We start from the raw sequence: 24527 nt of genomic DNA, 5'->3' as shown, positions 1-24527 counted from the left end.
CTTAATGAATAATATCACAATGAAATTAAAGGTTATCTAACTCGTCTTCTTTTTCCTTTTTCTCTTTTTCACCTTTATCTGTATCTTTATAACCGATAATTTCATCTTTATTGAAATAATTTTTATCGTCTAGAACAATTTGATCGTTCTTATGGTCAACAGGAACAAGCAATAATCTTTCAATATTCCCAGCATGACCGGCATCGCTATAATAAGCTAAACCTGAATAATATTGACCTTTGTATTCAAATGGTTTAATAGAAGTATTAAATGTAAAATATCTTTCTATTTTATCGTCATCTACAGAACTATGAGAAGGATTGTTTTTCTTTAATGCCTCTTTTAACTCTTTATATTCACGATTATTTGCATCTTTATCATACGAGTGACCTGTATCTTTTTGTCCAAATAAATATGATGTTGTAGAAACATTACCTTCTTCATCTAATCTCGCAGCTTTTCGTGGCTCGACAAATTTAGATGGTTGATCACTATGTTTATCTTCATAATGGTCAAATTTATCCATCAATTTATCAGTGTCGTATTTAAGACATTCATTAAATGTATATTTAATTTTCCCAGTTATTGATGAAGCAGAATCGATTTGCTCAATTTTAAACTGGCGTGTCTTTCCGTTTTGGACAGCTACTATTTTGTCTAAGAAACCGTCTTTATCGAAAGAACCTTTTATTTTTGATTTCACATCTTCTAATTCAAATTGATCTCCATTTTTTGTAGGTTCCCCATATATATTAGTTGCTACTCTGTACATAATTTTCTTTTTAGAAGAATTCATGTAATCATGTAACTCAATTTTATTAGTTTTTTGCGCATCGTCCTCTTTAGATTCAGTATTATTTTTGTTGTCATTATCCTTTTTAGAAGAGTCACTTTTGTTGGAAGCATGTTTATAGCTTTCATCATTATTATCATTTGTACTTTCATCATTTCCACAAGCATATAAAGTTCCAACTAGTAAAAGAATAGGTATAAGTTTGAAAATAGTTTTCATAAAAACACTCCTGAAGTCATAATATGTAAAGTTATTTCTGTGGATAATAAGCTTATTATATACTAATAAAGGTTGTTCGGCAATATGATGATTATTAGATAATTGCTTAATGATAATAATGAACTATTTAGAATTAATTATAAAAATATATTGCTATTAAATATGATGTATGGTAAGTTCACACTATCTAAGGGGAGAGGAGTATTATTTATGTCAAAAAATTTAAAAATTCTAAGTTCGATGACAATATCTGGTGCTGTTTTAGCAGGTAGTATGGGCTTTAATCATGCAGATGCAGCTGAACAATATTCCGAAGTAAATGACGATAATGCTGTGGATATAGTGAAAGATGTAAGTTCAGATCATGGTATGAATCCAGATATAGGTGAATATTCTGACCCTAAGGACAAAGGTGACTACTATGAAATCCATATGCATAATAAATCACATGTAGGTGGTAGTGTATATCGTGTTTATAAAGATGGGGAGGTTAAAAGTAGCGGTTTAGCTAATGATGAATTTACCAAATTCGGAAGTTACGATTTAGCAGAAGATAACAATCAAACTTCCGAATCTGAACAACCAAAAGCTGAAAATAACAATGGACAACAAGATGCCTCTACAGCAAAAACTGATCAAAATCAAAAAGTTAATAATCAAACTACTGAACTGCCAGATAGTGGTCAGAACGATAACACTGCAGTAAATATTATTATTGGCTCAATGGCATTGGTACTTGGTATAGGAGTATTAGCTAGTAGAAAATTTGCTAAGAAGTAAGCAGTAACAAATCGGAGCTTCTTTCTCTTGCTAAGGAAGAAGCTTTAATTTTTGGAATGTTTAAGGAGGATGAATATCATGAAAAAATTAGTAATGATATGCGTTGTATGTGCACTAGTACTTTCTCTCTCAGCATGTGGTAAAAGTGCTAAAGAAAAAGTACAAGGTAAATGGGAGTACAAAGAATCCGGAGAGAAGATATATTTAAAAATTAAAGATGATAAAGCGGAATTAAAACATATGGGAATTACACTTGTGACTGGAAAAGTTAAAGAAACTAAAAAGAAAGATACTCTTGAAATAAGTGATGGTGATGCTAAAAGTAAAGTTAAGATAATAGATGAAGATCATATTAAAGTAGATGGCGATAAATTTAAAAGAACTAAAGATAGAGATGATGAATAAATAAGTGTTACATATAACGATTAGAATAATACCAGATTCGACGGTTAGTGACCAAGCTCACTAGCCGTTTTTTGTTGATAAATATTTATAGTAGAGCATTAATAATTAATAACATACAAAATATGATGTAGTAGTAATTGAGCTCGATGACTATATAGAGTAGTTGTCGGGTTTACTTTTTTATAAACCTATACATGCTACTCAATTATAAAAATATAGTATTACAAAATAGTAAAAGTCTGTTAGTATTGAATGTGAATATAATATAGGAGATGTATTTATGAAATTAAAAGCTTTATGGACAATTGGTTTATCATCTGTCTTACTGCTAAGTGCTTGTGGAAACAATAGTGACGAGAATCGTAAAGATGACAAAGAGAATGAAACTTCAGAGAGAACAGATAAGAAGTCAAATAAGTCTAAGCAACAAACAGAGAATAATCAATCTGAGCAACAAACGAATGACAATGAACAGAATCACTCTGAAGATGATGAATCGAATCCAAATCAAGAGTTTGAAAATGAAGACCCAAATAATAATGCTGAAAATAGCGATCAAGTAGCCGAAAATAATGAACCTATCTCAATTGATGAGGCGAAAGCGATTGCTTATAAAGCAGACGATGTTCAAAGTTTAACTACGGACGAAAATAAACTGATCTATAATCAAGATCGAAGTACAGATAATGAAATTTTTATTGAAACACCCTTTGGAGGTATTAATGGGTCAGTTAAAAATTATGCTATTGTAAATAAATATACAGGTGAAATAGTTGATAGTGGTGGAGCAATCACCTCACCAGATGGATTTATAGACGATAAAGATGGTTATGTTAATAAAGATATTTATAATACAACTACTGATTTTTACAATACATTCGTTTATAAAGAAGGTATGCCAGTATACGAAACTAGTTCCGAAGATGTACCATCAGATCAATATAAAGAGGTCTTTGATTTAGTAAATGACTACAGTAAAGCACAAATAGAAAAAGAAAAGCAAACATCTAATTAGGCTAAAAAAGGAGAATCAGTATGACCTATGAGATAGATAGAACATGGATTGATTTCTACAAAGAACTTGCTGAAAGATTACTAAAATATAAGAATAACCGTGAAGAACTAATTGAGAATGTAAAAAAGATATATGTAACAACAAATATAAGGATGCCAAAACTAGAAAAAAATCATCAATTGGTGGATATTGATCCATTTACTGTATTCGGATTATTTAATAAGAGTGCTATGAAGGACTCGAATAAAATAAAAATTTTAGAGACTGTTGCTGAAATTTTCAATATTAACTCCGAAGTTCCAACTAACTTTGAAAGTGTACCAACAATTAATACAATGAACGCGACCTATTATTATTTTTTAGGAGATCGAGAAGAAAACGATATCGATAACTTATGGTCATTATTCGAAAATGCTTTAGCTTATGCCAAGAATAAAAAATATCAACAAAAATTTATGAAATATTTCGATATGTCAATAGAACAAAAAGGTAATGGAAGAAATAAAGTAACCAATGGCTTATATTGGATTGCCCCAGAAGTATATTCAAGTTTGGATTGGAGAACTTCACAATATGTTTATGAGACTGAAAAAATTTCGGATAAATATATTAATCATAATGAAAAAATCCCAAATAAAATATCAGCTAAGCAGTATTTAAAAATTGTAAAACAATTAAAAGAATATTTATCAAGCTCTGATACAGTGATGAATAGTTTTGTTGACTTATATTACGAAGCTTGGAAATATTCTCAAGAAATTAAAGATAAGAATAGAGAAATTGAAACTTCAGATGCCGATAAAGATGTTGAAGTAGTGAATTATTGGACAATTTCACTGGACTCTCAAGAGACTAAATGGAGAGAGTTCTTAGAAAATAGTATTATTGCTCTAGGATTTAACGAATTAGGCGACTTTTCAACTTACGAAGATAAAAAACAAATTAAAGAGAAACTCCAAGAAACAAATGATACAGATCGTAGTTACAACAATATTGCCAACGCTATTTTGCAATTTACTCACGAAATGAAAGCTGGAGATATTGTATACGCTACTTTCGAACAGTCTAAAGTGCTTGGTTGGGGCAAGATAACTTCTGAACAAGTTTACGAACCTAATGGAGAGTTCAAAAATATACGTCAAATCGATTGGAAAGAGCAAGGAGAATGGACAACTCCAATTAAGCTCAAAAATAAAAAATTATACAAAATCACTCCATATAAGGATACGATAGAAGCATTGAACGACATATTTACTACTAGTAGTGAAGAAGACTTAGGTAAAGAACAAATCAAATATCCAAAGTATAGTAGTGAAGACTTCTTAAACGAAGTGTTTATAAGTGAACAACATTACAATCGTTTAATTCAACTACTTGAAATGAAGAAGAATGTGATCTTACAAGGTCCACCAGGCGTTGGTAAGACTTTCGCAGCTAAACGTTTAGCATATTCGATTATGGGAGTGAAAGACAAAAACCGCGTTAAGATGATTCAATTTCATCAAAGTTACTCGTATGAAGACTTTATAATGGGATTTAGACCGACAGAAACAGGTTTTAAGCTTCATACAGGTGCTTTTTATAATTTCTGTAAGCAAGCAGAGCAAGATATGGATCATGATTATTTCTTTATCATCGATGAAATTAATCGTGGTAATTTAAGTAAAATATTTGGGGAACTGTTTATGCTTATAGAGAACGATAAGCGTGGTTCAGAGCTTGAATTATTGTACGCAGATGAAAAATTCACTGTGCCAGACAATGTTTATATTATAGGACTTATGAACACAGCAGATCGTAGTTTAGCTATACTTGATTATGCATTACGTAGACGTTTCGCGTTCTTCGATATAAGTGCCGGTTTCTCTACTGAGGGCTTTAAAGAGTATCAAGAAAAGCTTCAAAGTCCTAAGTTTGATTCATTAATTCAACGAGTAGAGGATTTAAATAATGATATACGAAATGATGAAATGTTAGGAGAAGATTTTATTATTGGTCATAGTTATTTCAGTAATTTAACGCAAGTAACAGATACTATTTTATCTAATATCGTAGAATTTGAGATTATTCCATTATTAAAAGAATATTGGTTTGATGAGCCATCTAAAGTTGATATTTGGGCCGATACGTTAAGAAGTGCTATTCGATGATAAAGATTAATAACATTTATTATATGCTCTCTTATGCATTCACAGTGTTAAAAGAAGATAAATACAAGAATTTGGCCACTGAGGACTTCGTGAATTCAACAGAGCTTTATGCTGCGATTTTGATACGAGGTTTATCTAACCAGATTAAAAGAGGTCTACATCATGAATACATTGAACAGGAAGATGCGCTCTCTACGATACGAGGAAAAATAAATGTAACTCGTTCTATTAAAGATTTAGACATTGTTAACAAACGCTTGCATTGTTCTTTTGATGAATACTCACCCAATAATTACATGAATCAGATTATTAAAACGACACTTACACTTTTACTAAAATCAGATATTCCGAAAAAGCGTAAAAAAGAAATAAAAAGACTTACATTCTATTTTGAACAAGTAGACATTTTAAACTATCGCAAAATAAATTGGAATTTACGATTTACTAGCAACAATCGAACTTACAAAATGTTGATTTCAATATGTAATTTAATTATTGAAGGCTTGATTCAAACTACAAAAGAGGGCAATAAACAGTTCATGGACTTTGTAGATGAACAGCGGATGTCACGTCTATATGAAAAGTTTATATTAGAATACTATAAGAAAGAATTTCCTGAAATCTCTGTCTCAGCTTCTCATATTCCATAGGTTGTTGATGACGGAATAACTACCATGTTGCCACTGATGAAAAGTGATATTATGCTATCGTATAAAGATGAATATTTAATTATTGATGCAAAATATTACGGTAAAACGGTTCAAAATTTCTATAATACACCCAAAATGCATTCAGGAAACCTCTACCAAATCTATACGTATGTGAAAAATTTAGATGCAAGTTCAAATACTAAAACAAAGAAAGTCTCAGGAATGTTACTCTACGCTAAAACTGACGAAGCTGTTACCCCTCATCAGACGTTTCAAATGAGCGGTAATAAAATTAGTATAACGACATTGGAACTTAGTGAGGAATTTTCTAAGATAGAAGAGGAATTAAAGAAGATTATAGAAGAACATTTTGAAGTTAGTTTTGATAACAAGTAATAAATAGTTTAAAAAGTGAACTTATATTTTTGATGTATATAGTAGCAATTACTAAAATTAAAGTTAAGATATAAAACAATTGAGAAATTAGATGAAAATAAAGGAGTTAAAGACATATGGATATTCTTGAAAACTGGAATAATAAATTTAATGCCTTACCTCGTTTACCAAGATCTAAGTCTAAAAATGGATATGTTGATACATTAAAGACTTTATTTCATAAGATAGATTCTAAAATAGAGTTAGATACACCAGTGAAAATTGAAGGTAGTACTACAAACCATACATTAAAACATTACGTAAGTATATTATTTAGATATAACTTTGTGAAAATAGATGAGAAAGATCATTACTATATTAATGAAAGATTGAAAAGCTCTGATGATAATACCTTTAGAAGAAATTTAGCTGAATTTTTAAATTCAAATGTAAAATATATATCTGAGCTATTAACCTATATCGAAAATCCAAAAACTACTAAAGATATATTAAATGATGCTAATGAAAATTATAATATGTCTTGGAAACAAAAAGGACAAATACATGAACGTTTAGCATGGTTAGAAGATTTAGGACTTATTACTTCGATGAGTTATAAGAGAACATATGTTATAAATGACGAAGGTAAACGGTTTTTAACTCTAAACCCACCTATGAAACCAATTGTTGTATCAGAATTTATTGAAGATACTACTGAAAGTGAAACGAATATTGAACTACCTGAATGGCTTATAGTTGAAAACTGGAATAAAAACAACATTAATAAAAAAGACGGATTAGGTTATATACCTGGGGGAAGATCTCAAGCAACTACTTTGATTTTAAGTGTACTAAAATACGCTCTAAATGCAAAAGATAGTATTTCATTAATCAATTTCATTAAAAGTGATTATGATTATAAATCGTCTTCTGTAAATAGTTTTTTAACCTTTTTAACTAATTTAAATATCCTTGATAGAATTGGTGAAAAAGTATATAAAACTTCAAAAAACGGTATAAATCTGTTGAATTCTGATTTACCTGATGTGAATTTACTGTTTTTTATCAATAATGAATACAAATACATCTTTGAAATATTATTTGAATTAGAGAAATCCCCACAAGAGCCTACCGAGTTAGCGGCTATGGGAGTTACTGAATATAACATGAAATCTCAAAGCCTCGATAGAATTAGAGAAAGATTAACACATTTAAAAAATGCTAAATTAATTTTAAATGATAAAGGAAAAAATTTAAGATTATCTAAGCGTGGAGAATTGTTGTTATCCATATTAAGAAGTAATATGAAGAATGAAGAAAATACAAAAAAGAAACAAAAAAACTTAATTCAAAATGATGAGGGTAATTACAAAAGGTTATTAAAAGAATTACGCTTAGCTTCTACAAACTCTTCAGAACCACATAAATTTGAAAAGCTATTAGAAAAAACATTTATAGAATTAGGGTTTAAAACTAAATTGTTAGCGCAGGCAGGAACTACAGATATATTATTAACCGCACGTACAGTACCAGATTATACTTATAAAGTTGCTGTTGAGGCAAAAACTAATAAAGAAGGAATAATTAGCGAAAACCTTGTAAATTTTGATGCTCTTAAAGAACATAAGAAAAAGCATGCAGCAGATTATTTAGTTATAGTAGGTAAAAATTATAATGAAAGAGTAAAAAAATTCGCTGAAAATAATCAGGTTTTATTATTAGATATAGATAATTTAGAACTACTTGTTAAAAGACATCAACTTTATCCTCTACAAGCTATTGAATATGAAAAGTTATTTCAACAAGTAGGAGAAGTTGATATAAGTATACTAGAAACTACGTATAATAGAATGCATAGATATAATGCGCTATTTAAATTAATTATAGAGACTTTAATAGTTAACAGTGATGATGAGTTTACGAAAGGTATATTAACTATTCGGGAGATTTATATGTTAATAAAAGATAAAGGTGAATTTAATGATATAAGCTTAACTAGAGAAGAAGTAGAAAATATGCTGAACTTACTATCAAATCCTTTAATAGGATGTGTAGGAAAAGAAAAAAATGGCTACTACGCTAAAGGATCTTTAGTGGATGCGCAATTGAAGTTCGGTTTTTATTATTCTGCATCAATCAAATGATTTTGTTAATGGTAAATTTCAAGTTTAACTTAGCCACCTATTTTTAATTGGCTCATGTTATTTCAAAGTCGTTATTTTAATTCATGTCGCATCTTTTATATGGAGAAGGCACAGCGTTAACCTTATAGGTAAACAGATGCTTTTTCCATTCTGTTCGCTCTGGGGAGAAACGCTGTGACGACAGGCTCCATATCAAAGGGCTTTGAAAAGTCATACATTTAGTTTAAGCTTTTGAAGTTCATGCTTAAAGCACTCAAGAGGGGGGTTGACTACCTAAATTTTTTCTAGGATAGTTATTCATATATCGTTGGATCGCTTGAACCTTGCGATTTGAAATAACGCTTAATCGCATACTTTTCGGTAAAAAGCGACGAATTAATTTATATTGGTTTTCGCTCGTCCCTCTTTCCCATGAGGCAAACGGATGGGCAAAATAGACTGAAACCTGACCTTTAAGCTGTAAAGTTAATAAACTAAACTCAGAGCCATTATCAGCTGTTATCGATTTGAATATGGTTTATATAAGACTCAAGTTGTGTCTGAAGACAGCGAATACTTCGTGTTACAGCTTGTGCGCTCGTGTTTTCAATTAAGGTAAGTATTTCAAACCGTGTCTTGCGTTCAACCAGCGTTAAAAGGACAGGTTCTGATTTATCTTTCGACCCAATCACCGTATCAATTTCCCAATGACCAAATTCTTCACGCGTTGCAACTTCTGGAGGTCGTTCATTAATACTCATACCTAATACACGCTGATGAGAACGATGATATAACTTATTTTTAGGACGTCGACGACACTTCTCTTGAAGATGAATATTACGTGTCTTTAACTGCCCTTTATCAATCCAAGCGTATAACATAGTCGTACAAGGAAGCGGCTTATCCTCGTAAGTATCGCGACGCTTCGCGTCTAAAATAAGCGCTTCAGGTTCAGGAGACCAGTGATCGCCTAACATTTTTTCGTCAGCCCCTTCAAAAAATTCAGGATTGTGTGCACGGATACCTTTAGGCCCACAATTTAATCGATTCTCTTCATATTGAAGTTGTGCGCGTTCAGGTTCGTAGTCGAAAGCACCGTATTCATAAATTCTATCTTTATATTTTTGACGTTGCTTGATCTGATAGGTACGTCCTCGTTCAATTTCATTATTAATCGTTTGAGGTGCACGATCTAACCGACGTACAATTTCTCTGTTTGATAAGCCGCAATCATAGAACGCTTTGATTCTTTCTCTTTCGGCGGTTGTGAGATGGTCTTACCTACATTAAATCGACCTCTCGTTTCTTTTGGACGTTGTCTCTTTCCTTTCTGTCTGAGATAAGGAAACATATTCACCTTCAGTAAGTTAGAGTTAATCCATCTATAGATGGATTTGAAAGAAACATGATTTGAAAGTAGGCGACCCACAATCTGTTCTAGGACCAGTGTAAATTCAAATAATATTGAATGAACTGCGATAGCGTTTCGTTCAGTTTCAAAGGACGATCACAACGTCTTTTATTCGCTTTATATTGCGTTTGTGCTGTAGGTGCGGAATAGCCTTCTTCCATCATATTACGCTTAATCTCACGAGATATCGTAGACACTGAACGGTTTAAATGCTTAGCGATAGCTTTTATAGAATAGTTTTCTTTTCTTAGCGTCTCTATACGTGAACGCTCATATATAGTAAGATGTAAGTAGCTCATATTGGCACTCCTTTGTAAGTGGTTTTGTTGGTTACTTAACATCTTACAACAAAGTGCCAATTATGGGCATATTTTATGAAATTTTTTGGGTGTTGTACTTAATATTACAATCCGTCGCATAAAAACCACCTTCCTATGATTCATTTTGTACTGAATTCAACGAAAGTGTTTTGTAAAGTATCCACTATATGAGGTCAGTTCGCATAATTATGATGCAATTTATTGTTATATTTAATGAAGAAGTCTGTATGAATTATACAGAAAAAAATCTATAATATCTTAAAAGTTTAATTCAAATTAATTCTTACTAATAATTTTTTGGTTAAATTTTAGTATAACCAGAATTTCTTTGTTTTTATGTTTATTTATTTTGCCACTTACTTGATAGTTATGTTTAGTATCAAAAATTTCATAATTTCCATATTTACTTAATAATGATAAAACTTCGGTAATATCAGGCTTGATATTACTATTTAAACTGATAACAGCATAAGTAAAATGAAAATGGGATTGGTAGATTAAGTTTTCAAAAGTATTTATGAAATCTTTTTTTTGAGTAAAGTTAGTATAGTCTATATTTTTTTCGAATATTTGATCAAAGATTCCATAAAACTGAAAATAATTATTCATCGTTCCTGGATAAGGAGGATCTATATAAACTATATCAGCGATTGGTCCGTATTTTTTAATAGCATCAAAAGCATCCATTTGTACAGCTTTATTATTTTTTCCATTGCTAAATATTGCATTATTATAATTTTCTATATCGTTTTTTATATGCTCGATAAATGGTAGATTATGATATGCTCTTCTTCGTCCATATTTCCTATAAGAGTATTCTTCGTCTCTTAATTTAACTATATTTTTCCAATCAAGATTCATCCTTGAATACGGAAGTTTTCTAATCATAGCCCTGCGTAATAAGGAAAGAAATAAGTATTTTTCATAACCCTCTAAATTCATTGCATAATAAGAAAGTTGAGCTAACTCTTTGACTTCATATGGATAATATAATTTATAGGATAACCAATCCATTTTATCTATATATACTTGAGGAACTTCAATGTTTGATGCGTTGATAACATGAGATAAATCCAAAGTAACGTTTTCATTCTCTATAAGTGCTTTTGCTAACACATAAGAAGCGTATAATGAGTCATTAGCAATAATGGTATACCCCTCTTTTTTTAAAGCGTAAGAAACTGATGTTCCACCTGAAAATAAATCTAAAATACAGTGAGAATTATCTAAAGGAATATTGTCACAAATCCAATTACTAAGTTTTAATTTATTACCTATATAATTAACTTTAGGATAGGTAGTTGTCATAATTTACTCCTTTCTCTATTTTGAGATATTTTTTAACCTGGATAGCTAATAATTGAGCCAATTTAGGTGGTACAGCATTTCCAATTTGTTGTTGAATACTTATACTATTTCCTTGGAAAATAAATGAGTCCGGAAATGTTTGAATTCGAGCTAATTCCCTAGGAGTTAATGCTCTGTTTTGAGAATAATGAAAGACTTTCCTCATATCGCCAGTAATTGGTATAGAAGGGCTAGCGCTGTGGTATCTAATATATTTTCTAGCATCTCCGGATTTAGGTCTTATATCTTTAGGTATTTGACTTCTGTCTCCACCATCAGAAATATAGTTCATTTTCTCTAGCATTTGATTACTGTGATTCATTGCAAAATGATTGGGGATATTTGAAGACTCTCCGCTTAATAATGGTGGTAAATCATCTATAGCTTCTTGAATGGTTTCAAAGTTCATTGATTTTTTTGGAAACTCGAATAAAGGTAATTTACTTCCGACAATAATAATTCTTTGTCTTTTTTGAGGTATGTTATAATCGGCAGCTTGCATAATTTTATAATTAATGAAATAACCAATTTTTTCTATTTCGTTAATTATATTTTGCATCGTTTTTCCTTTATTGTGAGTTAAAAGACGAGCTACGTTTTCAATTATAAATATTTTCGGTTGAATTATATTTACAAATCGTAAAAATTCTTTAAATAGTTGATTTCTAGGATCTTCAAGAAACTTTCTCCCAAATTTTCCTGCAAGGCTAAATCCTTGGCAAGGAGGGCCGCCAATTATAACGTCTACATTTTTGTTATAGGTATAATCTCTTATACATTCTTCATCTATAGATTTAATATCTTCAAGAAGTAACGTATGATTAGGGAAGTTATGCTTATATGTTTGTGCACTGAATTTTTCATTTTCCACTGCCATAATTTGCTGGAAATTTTCCAGTTCAAATCCTAATGTCATGCCTCCGGCACCACTAAATAAGTCTATATAAGTAAACATAAATGTCACTGCTTTCTTTTAATCGTAAGTATTATGATATCATATATTTATATACAATCCATTAGTAATATGTTAATAGTAGAAGAAATTATAGTTTATTTAAAAAGGTGATTTCATGAAGTATAATTCAAAGAAAAGTGTGATTAAAGATCAATCGTATGAACAGTACTGGAAATTAACTCTTGGTACTTCTGCTTTTTTTGATGTTCAGTTTATTAGAACGTTGAAGATAATTATTGATCATATAGAAAAATATCGTTTAATGGATAAGAAGGTAGACGAGCTTGTTAAAAATCCAGATGCTAAGAGAAAAAATGTTAAAGAAGAGATAGTACATTATAAAGAATTAGTTGATAAAATTAAATATGTTTATCCTAATGATGATAATACAGGTGCTACAACAAGAAAGCAGATTAATCAATATATTAAGTTAGGTTTTATTAAGCCATATCTTAATGGATATTGTAAAAATGCTTTAGAATACATAAAACCTAATAAAGATAAAGAAGAACTCTCTAGATTGTTTTCGGATATAGTTTATCAATATTCTTCGTTTAATTCTTCAGTAACCAATGACGATACAGAATGTAATCAAATTAAATTTATAGTTAAAACACTTTTAAATAAAAAGGAAAAAGTTTTAACTATTGATCAATTGATCGGTATTATGCAAATAGATATAAATAATAAAGAATATGCTAAAGAAAAAGATATACTTACCAATACAAACTGGGCAACAAGTATTGAATTTGTCAAGCGTAAATACAATCAAGCAGCTTATCTAAGAAGTGTATTGAGAAATCTCTCTCTTTTTAAAGCGATAGGTAGTAATGCAGATTATAAAATTAGTTTAGTCGAAGACGCTAAGGAATATTTGCCAGAATCAGGAGATACTAAAAGAGACTCATATCGTTTTGGTTTAATGAGAAAAGCTGTCTTGAAAGAAAGTGAACAAATTTATGGTAAACGAGTTTGTTGGCTTTCTAAACAAGAGTCGAGAGGTTTAGTAGTCTCACATATTTATGCTTCTCACAAAGCTTTAAGTAACTGGGATATAGATGAGGCGTATGATCCAAAAAATGCATTGTTACTTAAACCAGGAGATATAGACGATTACTTTGATAAGTATAAGTATACCATAGATCAGAGAGGAAATATGGTATTTTCTAATGAACTAAGAAATGATTTTGTTAACACATGCAAGGAAAATAATTATAGTATTGATAATGCAATTTTAGATGATAAGCGCAAAGGGTATTTGAAAATTCATAACAAAGAATTTGATATTAAATTTAATGTATAGATTTTAATGATTTATACTTTAGTTCAGAAAGATATACTATTCGTAAATTTCAAGTTTAACTTAGCCACCTATTTTTGATTGGCTCATGTTATTTCGAAGTCGTTATTTTTATTCATGTCGCACATTTATATGGAGAAGGTACAGCGTTAACCTTAAGGGTAAACAGATGCTTTTCCATTCTGTTTTCTTTGGGGAGAAACGCTGTGACGTTAGTCTCCATGTCAAAGAGCTCTGAAAAGTCATAGATCTAGCTTAAGCTTTTTAAGTTCTCTCAAAGCACTAAAGAGGGGTTTGGCCACCTAATTTTTCTCTAGGATAATTGTTCATATACTGTTGAATTATCTGAACTTGTCGAGCTGAAATACCGCTTAATCGCATACCTTTCGGTAAAAAGCGACAAATCATTTTATGTTGATTTTCACTCGTCCCTCTTTCCCATGAGGCGAATGAATGGGTAAAATAGACCGAGAACTGATCTTTAAGCTGTAAGGTTAATAAACTAAACTCAGAACCGTTAACAGCCCTTATCGATTTGAATATATGACTCTTATGAGGCCAAGGTGTGTCTGAAGATGTCTAATATCTTCTTGTCAGCACATTCATAAACCAGGATTGTGTGTGCGGATACCTTAGGACCACAATTTAGTCGATTCTGTTCATATTGAAGTTGTGCGTGTTTAGGTTCGTAGTCGACAGAGCCGTATTCATACACTTTGTCCTTATAGTTTTGGCGCTGCTTAACCTGATAGACTTGGCCTCGTTCAATTTCATTATTAATCGTTTGAGGAGCACGGCCTAAGCGACGTGCGATTTCTCTGTTTGATAGGCCACAATCATGGAACGCTTTGATTCGTTCTCTTTCTCCATAAGAGAGATGTGTTCCTTTACGTGATTTCGTGTTACAACAAATCTGTGTCATGTGAATTCATCCCTTTATTGATAGTGTCGTGACTTCAATAATAGCATGAAATTCACATGGCGTTTTTTGTATGTTTTTTTAAGGTGGCTAACTTAATATTAAAATCTACCATCTAAAAATATTTTTGAAATTATATTAATATAGTTCTTTAGTTTAGCTAGATATAACGATCAATACTTGATGTAAAGATTTCCAAAAATGAATCAAGTTTGATACAGGTTATTGATAGACATGTTTACTTTATTGGGGATTAGTATGCGTATACAATACAGTATAACTATAACAATTTAAATTATTTAATAAAATTCGTTGATACATATTATTTGGAAATTTAAATGTTAATTTGGTATAGTAAGATTAAAAATTGAGGGACTTTTTTTAAAGTTAAGGGAGAGGTTTGAATATGAATAATGAGTTAGAATTACTTGAATTCTTAAGAGATTATTCGAATGGAAATATTCTTACTTTAAATTTCGAAGAATTACTTAAACTATTTAATGATCAAAAAGCTCCCATTAATAACTACTTATATGGCAAGATATTTTTTGAGAAGGAAAAAGGGATTAAGTTTATAAATAAATTAGGTTTATATTTCCCTGACCAAGCCAAGCAAGATGAAGCTAATAACGAAGAAGTAAATGAAGCTTCAATCGATAATAATGATATAACAGAATTAATTGATGAAGATGATGATTTCTTCGATGATATAACGGAGTCAGAAGAGTTTACAGATATTAAAGATATTGATTTAGTCACTAAGGTAGATACATATAAATTTAATGATATATATTTTGATAGGTTACAAGAAAATGAGGATAATATTGATGTAATTACCCAATTAGTAAATGCTAATCAAAAGCTTGTTCATAAAATTGCTTCTAGATATCAAAAAAGTATATCAGGATCAATTCTTGATTTTGATGACCTTGTTTCAAGTGGAAATTTAGGTCTCCTAAAAGCAATAGATAAGTTTGACCCCTCATTAGGGTATCAATTTTCTACTTATGCAACGTGGTGGATCAAACAAAAAATAACAAGAGATATAGCAGACAAAAAACTTACTATTCGATTACCAGTTCATCTAATAGAAAATTTGAATAAATTAAATAATTTACTGAAAAAGTACGGAGGATTGCCAGATCATGAAATAGAAAGTATATGTACGCGCGAAATGAATATTACTAAAGAAAAATTTAATGAGTTATTAGAAATTGATAAAATATTTAATAATAATTCAGCTTCTTTGCAATCGTTAATTGGTAAAAATAGTGATACAACTTTAGGAGAGATGGTTGATTATAAACAAAACCTATATCAACAAGAAAGTATTATTCCTGAAGAAATTGTTACTCGAAATATTTTTAGAGAAGAAATGGAGGAGTATTTTAGTTTTATTTTAACTGATAAACAAGAAGATATATTAAAGCAACGGATAGGTTGGAGTGGTGAACCCAAGACCTTGGAGGAAATTGGTAATAACTATGGCGTGACAAGAGAGCGTATAAGACAAATAGAAGCTAAATCACTAGATAAACTCAGAAAAAAATTAGAAAGAGATGGAATTAGAAGGTATTTGGAGGAACTATAATGAATCTAAATGAGTTAATTAATGATAGACAAGAGAAGTTCTTTGTATTAGTTGGTTTTACTAGTGATGAGTTAACAAATACACCTAATAAATTGTTAAACTTATCAATAATTGATGGTATGAATGAATATATTTATGACCCTAGTAAAAAACCGTCCCCAGAATTATTTGGAGAGTTTTTTAGTACTAATTCTAAAAGCTGGATCACGTATGAAGAGTTTTTCATATTAAAAGGGTTTATTGAAACTGCTATTAGTAAAGATGATATTGTATTTGTATATAATAATAAATACTTAGGGTTATATCCTTTTAATTATTCATTTGAGGGGATTGACGAATTTTACGAAAAATTATTCTCTTCAAATAGTTTTGATACTAAGACTAGTGATATAGAGGAAACTGTTACAGAACTTTATACTAATATCAAGAAAATCAATGATAACTATTATGTTGCTATTAATCAGCAGTTATTTGAAAATTATAATGTTATAGATTTATATACGTCAAAAAGAGATTTAGAATTATTAAAAGAAATTTCTCATGATGACTATGATTATTCATTTGATGCTAATAAAGATCCCGAAGCAATAGTAAATTTAGTAAATTACTTACAAGCAACTGATAATAAGGTAATAGTACTCACTCTACCATCAGAAGTAAAAAATCATTTTTCACTATTAGCTAATATATATAATTCTCATAAATTTATTTATTATCAACCTCACGTTAAGCAAAGAATTGTAGCAAGAGAAAATCAATATTTAGAAATACTAAATAAATATTGGGGATATAATAGTTTTAGGGAATTAGATATTTATGAGGATATTCATACTAGAAAACTTACAAAAATTAGTCAAGCACAAATTATAGATGAAATCGTTGAGCAAATGAAGATTGCAAATAATAAAGAAACGCCGAAAGATATATTCATAACTTCATCTACTGGCGCTGGAAAATCAATTATGTTTCAATTGCCATCTCTCTATATAAACAATAATAAAACAACTAATAAAAAATTAACTATAGTTATTTCACCGTTGATCGGATTAATGAATGATCAAGTAGAAAATTTGAATAAAATGAATGTGAAAAATGCTAAAACAATTAATTCTGGAATATCTCCTACAGAAAAAGCCAATATAGCTCAAGATATTAAGGAAGGAAAAATAGACATTTTATATGTTTCGATAGAAACGCTAATCAATAAAGGAGATATACAAACTTTAATTGGAGAAAGAGAAATTGGATTGTTTGTAGTAGATGAAGCGCATACAGTAACTACATGGGGCCGTACATTCAGAGTAGACTATTGGTTTATGGGAAGCTATATAAATAAACTAAGAAAAAATTATAATTTTCCAGTCGTTACATTTACGGCCACTGCTATAGTAGGCGGTCCAGAAGATATGTATACTGAAATAAAGCGTTCTTTAAATTTAGTTTCTCCGATACGTTATATCGGGAGTATAAAAAAAGAAAATGTTTTCTTGAATATAAACACTATTGATGATCAAACTAAAAAGAAATATGGAAATGATGCTAAACAAATTAAGGACAAGCTTCTTATTTCTCGTATAGAAAAAAATATTAAAAACAAGAAAAAAACTTTAATATATTTTCCAACTGTAGTGAGTATAAATCAATTTAAGAATACACTAGAAGCGTACAACCCAAAAGCATATGAAAACGTTGCAATCTACCATGGCCAACTAAGTTCTGAAGATAAAAATATTAATTTTAGAAATTTCAAGTCAGGTGAACAACCAATAATACTTGCAACTAAAGCTTTTGGTATGGGAATTGATATCCCAGATATTGAAGAAGTTTATCACTATGCTATCTCAGGAAATGTATTAGATTATATTCAAGAAATTGGGCGAGTAGCCCGAAAAAAAGAACGTGGTATGGCACGTTTAGATTATATACCTAATAAAGATTTCAACGATTTTAAAAGGCTAAGAGCTTTATCTTCTATAAAAAAAGGGCAACTTTTATCTGTAATGGACAAGATTAAAAGTATTTATAAAGAATCGGGGAATAAGCGTTATTTAACGATAAATGTTGAATCATTTAATTATATTTTCAATAATGACTTTGAAGATACTGATGATATTGAAAATAAAGTTAAATTAGCTTTATTAACTATTGAGAATGATTTTAAACAAAAAATGAATTATCCTCCATTTGTTACCAGACCTGGTTCACTCAATAGTAAGGATTATTTGTTAGCTACTGAAGCAAATAAGAATTATTTTGAGACCTCTAAATATAGTCGATATTTCAGATTTGTTGAAGAGATTAAAAACTCACATTATAAATATATATTTATTTTTGATACGGAGAAGTATTGGCAAGACCATTATCAGACAATTTCTTTCCCTCAATTTAAATTCAAAGTGGGACAAGCAAGTGATGAAATTAAATATGATCCAGTATTAAATAAACTTAACTTCTCATTAAGTTATATTGTCAATTTTACTGGATTTTCCAATGAAGAAGAACTTCAAACTAATTTAAATAATATTATTAGAAAAGTTGAGGATGCTTTAAGAGAATTTGCTTCAAAACAATGCTATTTCACTGAAAGAGATTTATCTCAAAAATTAATGAATGTGCAGTTGTCTAATAAAAGAGAAAGTTATAGATTGTCATCATTAATAATAAATACTCTTATCCAAATTAATTCGCTTCTTGGTTTAAGAGACATTGAAGTAGCGACTAATGAAACTTATAAAATTTCAAATAACTATGAGGATTTACTTTCTAAATTAAAAGAAACTTTTTCAAACTTAATTAATAAGACAGGCAAGTGTGTCGAAGGTAATATTGTAAGATATTATATTTTCAAAAACAGTAATAAAGAGAAAATTGATCATATAAATATATTACTCGGATTTGCTGAAGGTTTTGGGTTGATCGACTTTGAAATGAAAGGTGGCGCGACACCTTCTGTAGGTATCCGAATGAATGCTATTTCTCAGCTAGATAAGGCATTAAGTAATCCAGGAAAATATCGAAACACATTATTAGAAAATCAATATAAAAGTTTTATAAGAAATATTGAAATGTTTAAATACTTATTTACTCTACCTTCTGTAGGTGAAAATCCTAGTGAGAAAATCACTAATTATACAAAACAATTTTGGTCTACTATCGAAGATTATTTCTTTGGGATTATTCCATCAAAAGTAGAAAAAGAAGTCATTCAAAAACTATACAATCGATAAAATCTATTTGAATTTAACTTTTGGTTTATTATACTTTACTCTTTTAGATAGTTGGCAGTAAATATTACATTTAAAATAACAGTAAGCTTTTTAATGACAATAATTTAAAGGGATAGTCTATCTGAGTAGGCTATCCCCATTTTTAACCCGCTAAACTCATTAAATATATCATAATAAGAAAGTAGAAGTAATGATAACTGCTAACGTCGTTAAAATCAAATTAAATCCACACCATCACAATCGAATTTATTACCCTGTAGCCTGAGAAAGACCTTGAGAACTATAGTCCTTACGCGAACGGAAAATCATAATATAGCTACAGTTACCATTCTATTCATCTTCATCAGTTGGCAAGAGGTCGTGGTTAAAGATAGGGGATTCTTGCAATATAGAGTAGTAGTTTTCCCCACTATATATGATATGATCCCATAAGTTAATCTGCATGAAGTGACATACCTGCTTCATAAGATGTGTCATTTCTATATCCTCAACAGAAGGGATTACGAGACCACTCGGGTGATTGTGTGTAATAATAATACTTGCCGCATTTGAAAGGATTGCGACTTTCATTAGTTCACGTGGATGGACAGTGCTATGACATAGATCTCCTACAGCGACGATTTGTAAATGAGTGGGTTCGCATCTCGTATTCAAGCATATTATTGAAAGATGTTCTCTGTCACGTTCTCCAAGATAGTTTTGTACGATATCCACTGCATCTTTTGTGTTGAGTACTGCATTTTTTTCGAAAATAATTGTCTTTATATACTTTAGTACCACATCTACTATTTTGATTTTCTTCATTTTAATAAGCTCCTTTATCATTTACTGAGATTTCACTTCTGATTTTGTACAATGATTTTTCGCTTAAGCGATACATTTTTAAAGATAAAAGTTCATATGATCATCTCAATTGAGATTAATTGTGTTTAAAGGATTAACCCAATTCTTCTTGAGCGATCTTTATTAAAGGGGGGCGTTTAAGGAAGATGGGCCTAAAAATACATGGTGTTAAAAAAGACAGCCCCACACATGAGGGCTGTCTCACATTTTAGTTATAAAAAAATCATTGAACATTTATTATTCTATAAATCCAACCAGTAAATATACTGATTTAAAAACATGACTTAATATGAATTACCATCACTGATAGATTATCGTATCAGAGCTTCATTTAGAGAATAATATTGATAAATACTTGAATTATATTTATTAAGGAAGGAAGTAGCCCATTAAAGCAGGCTATCCTTCCTTTTTTGTTATCAAAAAAATTGAAGATTGATTTTTCAAATCTAATCCGTAAATATATGAGTTTAAGAACAATTACTTAAAGGTAACTTTCACAAATACAGGTCATCGTATGAGGTACATATTTAATGACGCGTATTTAGAAATACGTTAACTGTAATTTTTAAGGAGGGGGATAGCCTAGTGTAATAGACTATCCACTCCATTTCATTTAATGAAACTTAAATTATTAATACATTATTACATACAACAAGATAATATTAAAAACACTTTTTCCCTGTATCTCTTCTACAAACGCTACAGGGGCTCTCCAGTATTGTCGAGAGATACATTCTTTCCCTTAAAACAATTGAATGAGGTTTTTGATGAATAAACAAACTCTTGCCTTAATGATGTTGATTCTAGTTGTAATAAGAGTCATACAGATTGATACAATTTCGTTCTTTGCTAAGTGAAACTACTCATCTGAAGAATTTAAAGTGGAAAGTTGTGGATGAATATTCATGATGGATTAACAGGGGATTTCCACCATATATATCGAGATCTATAGGATTTGAACAATTTATTAGCACACATAGTTTAGATTATTTAAGAGGGATCTCGATGATAGTGTGACATCATCCTTCAGATGTTTGTATGTTGAAGTATGAGAGAGAAGAGGTACATAGATTAATTCTTAAGAAGATGAGTTGCAGCACCTAAACTTTCTCATCAATTCTTCTTTACATCTTTAATCAATTAATCATTCTCCTATGCCACTATGGAGAAAGTCTCTCTTGGAGGATACTTCAACTGTCCGAAACTACTAGTATATTGTGTTCTTTGGTGTTGGAGCCTCAACTCCTTCTGTGATGTATTAGGAATCAAACGCTTTGCGCTTTATAGGTACCTTTCGATTGATTCCTTAAGTCTATAATACAATATTGGGGGTGAAAATCTAGTATCAGTTTTACGTATAAATGAAATATGGTAAATTTAGTGCACTTTTATATCATTTTGGTGGAAAATTTCGAATAATTAAATTCTTCACTCTAATACTATTCGTATAGTTAAATTTTACTACTTAAATAGTGGAATTATTATGTTACTGCGGAATTTTGTTAATAATTTGTGGTAAATATGATGATAATTTTAACTTCATAAGAAGTTGTTGAGAAACGCAATAAAAATATCCCAGTTTGAATTGATTGGGATTGTAATTTTTTTACTGAGAATCACCCTTATTTTACCATTTTATCCGTAAAAGTGTAGTGAAAATTTAAAGAAATCACTGTAAAAATGAAGATAGAACTGAAATACTGAGATTGATAAGGAACGAATTGTTTTTAACTACCATTTAATATCTAAGTTGAAAAGGATATAAAAGTTATGTAATGCTTATAGCAAGAAGGTAATGATGTGCAATAGGTCTATAAAGTAGCAACAAAATATTAATGGCAAAGGTGGGTAGAGTACCATGAATGCATATAGCTCATTCTGGCAGCGCTACTTTGACTTTAAAGGATATTCCACGCGAAAGGAATATTGGGTGCCAACGCTGGTTAATATAGCAATCATATCTATATTGATTGGATTGATCTTTGTCAGTTCAAGCTCTAAGTTGGTTTGGCTAGTAAATATTCTCTCAGGAATTGTTCTTATATTTGTAATCGCGATGATTATTCCACAAATTGCAGTACAGGTGCGACGATTACATGATATTAATCGAAAAGGATTTCTCGTATATTTAAATCTTATCTTAGGAATTGTTGAATCCTTTCCAAGAGAAGGTTCAGTACTCGCTACAATCATCAACTTTATTGGTTTAATCATAGGAATATGGCTCTTTGTCTACATGTGCCTAGGTACACGAGAGCACGTGGAGAAAGAAAAACGTCTTTGGATTTAATGAGGTCACACGATGCGTGTGATCTTTCTTAGTATTGAGAAGGATGGAGTGGTGGGGGGATATTGAAATGCGGAGGTGTGTGTGGCGATATTTGGGAAAGTATGAAAAAGAGGTTTGGAGAAGTGAAGATGTGCGATGGAAATTTTTTGAGAAAATGAGAAAGGACGAATATATGAAATCTATATTTTACGCTGTGAATGTTGTTAACTACGTAATATTAGTCACTCTTTTAGTGATTAATTATCATAATTTAAGTTATAGTGGGCTAAATATCGTCACTTATTTTATGACGGCTAGTCTTGTGTTGCTGGTTGTATCGTTGGGATATTATTTCTATACGAGGAAAGATGTGGGACTTGTAAGCATGTTTATTAATATTGTGAATCTATGTTTGATAGCGCCGATGTTGTTGGTGTTCTTGTTTTAAAATATAAGACATTTTACCTAAATGTTTAAGAATAAATTGCAGAAATTAATAATTTATACCTCAGATGACATAATATGTCGCCTCTATTCGTTATACTGCAAGTGTAAATTTATCTAAATGGAGGTTCATTTTATGAAGAAATTAGGTATCACTTCAGCAACTGTACTCACAGGAGCTCTCATCTTTGGAGGTGCAGGTGCACACGAGGCTCACGCTGCGAATTATGACACGGTCACAAAGGGCAACGCGACAGATATCGCGATCCAAATTGGGGCAGAGAATGGTCATAATGCGGGTGAAAAGAATTTCCTAGAGCCTAAAGATGAAGGTGACTATATCGAAGTTCCTGCAGCTAACAAGTCTATGCATGGTTCTGCGGACTACCATGTATATAAAAACGGTGATGTTAAATATCGTTATGGTGCAGTAGAGGATTTCAGAAAAATTGGTCATTATGATTTGGCTGAGAAACAAGATGCTAATGGTCAAAGTGGAGCTGCAGAAAGTAATGGCAATCAAGCAGCTGATAATCAACAAAATAGTGATAGCCAAGCAACTGATGATATGCAGCAAGGTCAATCCGTGAAACAAGGTGCGCCTGACGGAACTGCACAACAAAACGCTAATCAACAACAAGGTGAGCAGAAAGTTGAATCTTTACCAGATACAGGTAAAGAAACTTCAGGAATGACTATCACTGCAATTGCTCTATTAATGACAGGTTTAGGCTTACTTAATTTCAGAAAGAGCAAAAATGCATAAAGTGAATTGAATTTGGATCATTTCTAAAGTATGGACTCCTCCTCATTACTTGAACATTGTTTGAGTGGTAGGGGGAGTTTTTGTTTGGGTGAGGACATTTAGAGGTTGTAGAGGAGTCGTTCTTTTAGTTTATTAATGAAGAGGGTTCTTATATAATAAAGCTAGAGATCAGTACTCTGTAATTTTAGGTGTTTTAGTACTCTAAAGTTTTAGGTATAACGTAATTAGCAGCGCCCACTCATCATGCATGAGTGAGCGCTTCAATTCGTAGATTGTTCTAATTTACTATTATCTAAATCATATTCTGACTAACTAATCTGAAGGCCCCACAATGAACTTAAAAGATTCACTTACCTATCTAGGTTGGTATGATTTAATATTTTTAGTACCTATGTTGCTCTTATTCGCATATTTACCGACGTACAATGTATGGAGTATATTATTGAATGTGATTATTGTGATTTGTTATAGTCTCGGACTAGCGATGATTACACATGTAGTTGTAGATTCAGTGAGAAAGAAGCGAAGATAAGCTCGTTTCTTAAAGGGAATATTACAATTAAGCTCTTTTATCAATTATCTTCTCAGCTATCCCAACAAAAAAGAAGCGAAACTCCAAAAT

General features: G+C 30.7%; 22 protein-coding genes. 13 read left to right on the top strand and 9 right to left on the bottom strand.

Going from position 1 to position 24527, the window contains the following annotated elements; translation table 11 throughout:
- Nucleotides 1-25: 25 nt before the first annotated feature.
- Complete coding sequence (locus tag CD039_RS09960; RefSeq protein WP_103372183.1) at nucleotides 26-1012, bottom strand: hypothetical protein; 987 nt, start codon at nucleotides 1010-1012, stop codon at nucleotides 26-28.
- A gap of 210 nt (nucleotides 1013-1222) precedes the next feature.
- Between CD039_RS09960 and CD039_RS09955 the strand changes: the two genes are divergently transcribed.
- From CD039_RS09955 to CD039_RS09930, 7 genes are all read left to right on the top strand, one after another.
- On the top strand, nucleotides 1223-1792 hold the full coding sequence (locus CD039_RS09955; RefSeq protein ID WP_103372182.1) for an LPXTG cell wall anchor domain-containing protein: 570 nt from the start codon (nucleotides 1223-1225) through the stop codon (nucleotides 1790-1792).
- 78 nt (nucleotides 1793-1870) lie between these two features.
- Nucleotides 1871-2197, top strand: a complete 327-nt coding sequence (locus CD039_RS09950) for a hypothetical protein (RefSeq protein ID WP_103372181.1) — start codon at nucleotides 1871-1873, stop codon at nucleotides 2195-2197.
- A gap of 280 nt (nucleotides 2198-2477) precedes the next feature.
- The gene (locus CD039_RS09945; RefSeq protein ID WP_103372180.1) at nucleotides 2478-3212 is read left to right on the top strand and encodes a midas domain-containing protein; all 735 of its coding nucleotides are present in this window, start codon (nucleotides 2478-2480) and stop codon (nucleotides 3210-3212) included.
- 20 nt (nucleotides 3213-3232) lie between these two features.
- Entirely contained in the window at nucleotides 3233-5362 is a 2130-nt protein-coding gene (locus CD039_RS09940) for an AAA family ATPase (RefSeq protein WP_103372179.1), read from the top strand.
- A complete protein-coding gene (locus CD039_RS12285) occupies nucleotides 5359-6012 on the top strand; it encodes a 5-methylcytosine restriction system specificity protein McrC (protein ID WP_412072758.1) in 654 nt (217 codons plus the stop codon). Before CD039_RS09940 ends, CD039_RS12285 begins: the two co-directional genes overlap by 4 nt.
- A gap of 36 nt (nucleotides 6013-6048) precedes the next feature.
- Nucleotides 6049-6408, top strand: coding sequence for an McrC family protein (locus CD039_RS12280; protein ID WP_412072759.1), 360 nt, complete (start codon nucleotides 6049-6051; stop codon nucleotides 6406-6408).
- Nucleotides 6409-6524: 116 nt separating this feature from the next.
- Nucleotides 6525-8531, top strand: coding sequence for a restriction endonuclease (locus tag CD039_RS09930; protein ID WP_103372178.1), 2007 nt, complete (start codon nucleotides 6525-6527; stop codon nucleotides 8529-8531).
- 253 nt (nucleotides 8532-8784) lie between these two features.
- Here the strand turns inward: CD039_RS09930 and CD039_RS12275 are convergent, their stop codons facing one another.
- From CD039_RS12275 to CD039_RS09910, 6 genes are all read right to left on the bottom strand, one after another.
- Nucleotides 8785-9033 (bottom strand): IS30 family transposase, encoded by a 249-nt coding sequence (locus CD039_RS12275; protein WP_369008174.1) that lies wholly within the window; start codon nucleotides 9031-9033, stop codon nucleotides 8785-8787.
- Entirely contained in the window at nucleotides 9023-9757 is a 735-nt protein-coding gene (locus CD039_RS12105) for an IS30 family transposase (RefSeq protein WP_103372405.1), read from the bottom strand. Before CD039_RS12105 ends, CD039_RS12275 begins: the two co-directional genes overlap by 11 nt.
- Nucleotides 9703-9861, bottom strand: coding sequence for a hypothetical protein (locus CD039_RS11910; protein ID WP_167386263.1), 159 nt, complete (start codon nucleotides 9859-9861; stop codon nucleotides 9703-9705). The genes CD039_RS12105 and CD039_RS11910 overlap by 55 nt, the downstream gene beginning before the upstream one ends.
- A gap of 86 nt (nucleotides 9862-9947) precedes the next feature.
- Nucleotides 9948-10220 carry a helix-turn-helix domain-containing protein gene (locus tag CD039_RS09920; RefSeq protein WP_167386262.1) on the bottom strand — a complete coding sequence of 91 codons (273 nt, stop codon included), beginning with the start codon at nucleotides 10218-10220 and terminating at the stop codon, nucleotides 9948-9950.
- Nucleotides 10221-10517: 297 nt separating this feature from the next.
- Nucleotides 10518-11549, bottom strand: coding sequence for a DNA adenine methylase (locus CD039_RS09915; RefSeq protein ID WP_103372176.1), 1032 nt, complete (start codon nucleotides 11547-11549; stop codon nucleotides 10518-10520).
- The gene (locus CD039_RS09910; protein ID WP_103372175.1) at nucleotides 11530-12543 is read right to left on the bottom strand and encodes a DNA cytosine methyltransferase; all 1014 of its coding nucleotides are present in this window, start codon (nucleotides 12541-12543) and stop codon (nucleotides 11530-11532) included. The genes CD039_RS09915 and CD039_RS09910 overlap by 20 nt, the downstream gene beginning before the upstream one ends.
- 115 nt (nucleotides 12544-12658) lie before the next feature.
- Here CD039_RS09910 and CD039_RS09905 point away from each other — a divergent pair, with 115 nt between their 5' ends.
- Complete coding sequence (locus CD039_RS09905) at nucleotides 12659-13846, top strand: hypothetical protein (protein WP_103372174.1); 1188 nt, start codon at nucleotides 12659-12661, stop codon at nucleotides 13844-13846.
- 547 nt (nucleotides 13847-14393) lie between these two features.
- Here CD039_RS09905 and CD039_RS12270 read toward each other — a convergent pair.
- Nucleotides 14394-14765, bottom strand: a complete 372-nt coding sequence (locus CD039_RS12270) for a helix-turn-helix domain-containing protein (protein ID WP_412072760.1) — start codon at nucleotides 14763-14765, stop codon at nucleotides 14394-14396.
- A 403-nt stretch (nucleotides 14766-15168) separates the two neighbouring features.
- Between CD039_RS12270 and CD039_RS09895 the strand changes: the two genes are divergently transcribed.
- A complete protein-coding gene (locus CD039_RS09895) occupies nucleotides 15169-16353 on the top strand; it encodes a sigma-70 family RNA polymerase sigma factor (RefSeq protein WP_103372173.1) in 1185 nt (394 codons plus the stop codon).
- Nucleotides 16353-19580: a DEAD/DEAH box helicase gene (locus tag CD039_RS09890; RefSeq protein WP_103372172.1), complete on the top strand. Its 3228-nt coding sequence runs from the start codon at nucleotides 16353-16355 to the stop codon at nucleotides 19578-19580. The genes CD039_RS09895 and CD039_RS09890 overlap by 1 nt, the downstream gene beginning before the upstream one ends.
- 330 nt (nucleotides 19581-19910) lie before the next feature.
- On the opposite strand, the gene CD039_RS09885 is transcribed toward CD039_RS09890, so the two are convergent.
- A complete protein-coding gene (locus CD039_RS09885) occupies nucleotides 19911-20384 on the bottom strand; it encodes a JAB domain-containing protein (RefSeq protein WP_103372171.1) in 474 nt (157 codons plus the stop codon).
- A 1900-nt stretch (nucleotides 20385-22284) separates the two neighbouring features.
- Here CD039_RS09885 and CD039_RS09880 point away from each other — a divergent pair.
- The 3 genes from CD039_RS09880 (at nucleotide 22285) to CD039_RS09865 (ending at nucleotide 24437) form a co-directional block, all read left to right on the top strand.
- A complete protein-coding gene (locus CD039_RS09880; protein WP_103372170.1) occupies nucleotides 22285-22716 on the top strand; it encodes a DUF805 domain-containing protein in 432 nt (143 codons plus the stop codon).
- A gap of 559 nt (nucleotides 22717-23275) precedes the next feature.
- A complete protein-coding gene (locus CD039_RS09870; protein ID WP_167386261.1) occupies nucleotides 23276-23905 on the top strand; it encodes an LPXTG cell wall anchor domain-containing protein in 630 nt (209 codons plus the stop codon).
- 331 nt (nucleotides 23906-24236) lie between these two features.
- Nucleotides 24237-24437, top strand: a complete 201-nt coding sequence (locus CD039_RS09865) for a DUF6007 family protein (RefSeq protein WP_103372167.1) — start codon at nucleotides 24237-24239, stop codon at nucleotides 24435-24437.
- The last annotated feature ends 90 nt before the right edge of the window (nucleotides 24438-24527 follow it).

This window comes from Staphylococcus argensis (assembly GCF_002902305.1).
Taxonomy (GTDB): domain Bacteria; phylum Bacillota; class Bacilli; order Staphylococcales; family Staphylococcaceae; genus Staphylococcus; species Staphylococcus argensis.
The sequence above is the reverse complement of the archived record's forward strand: the minus strand, read 5'-3'. Positions and strand labels throughout refer to the sequence as shown.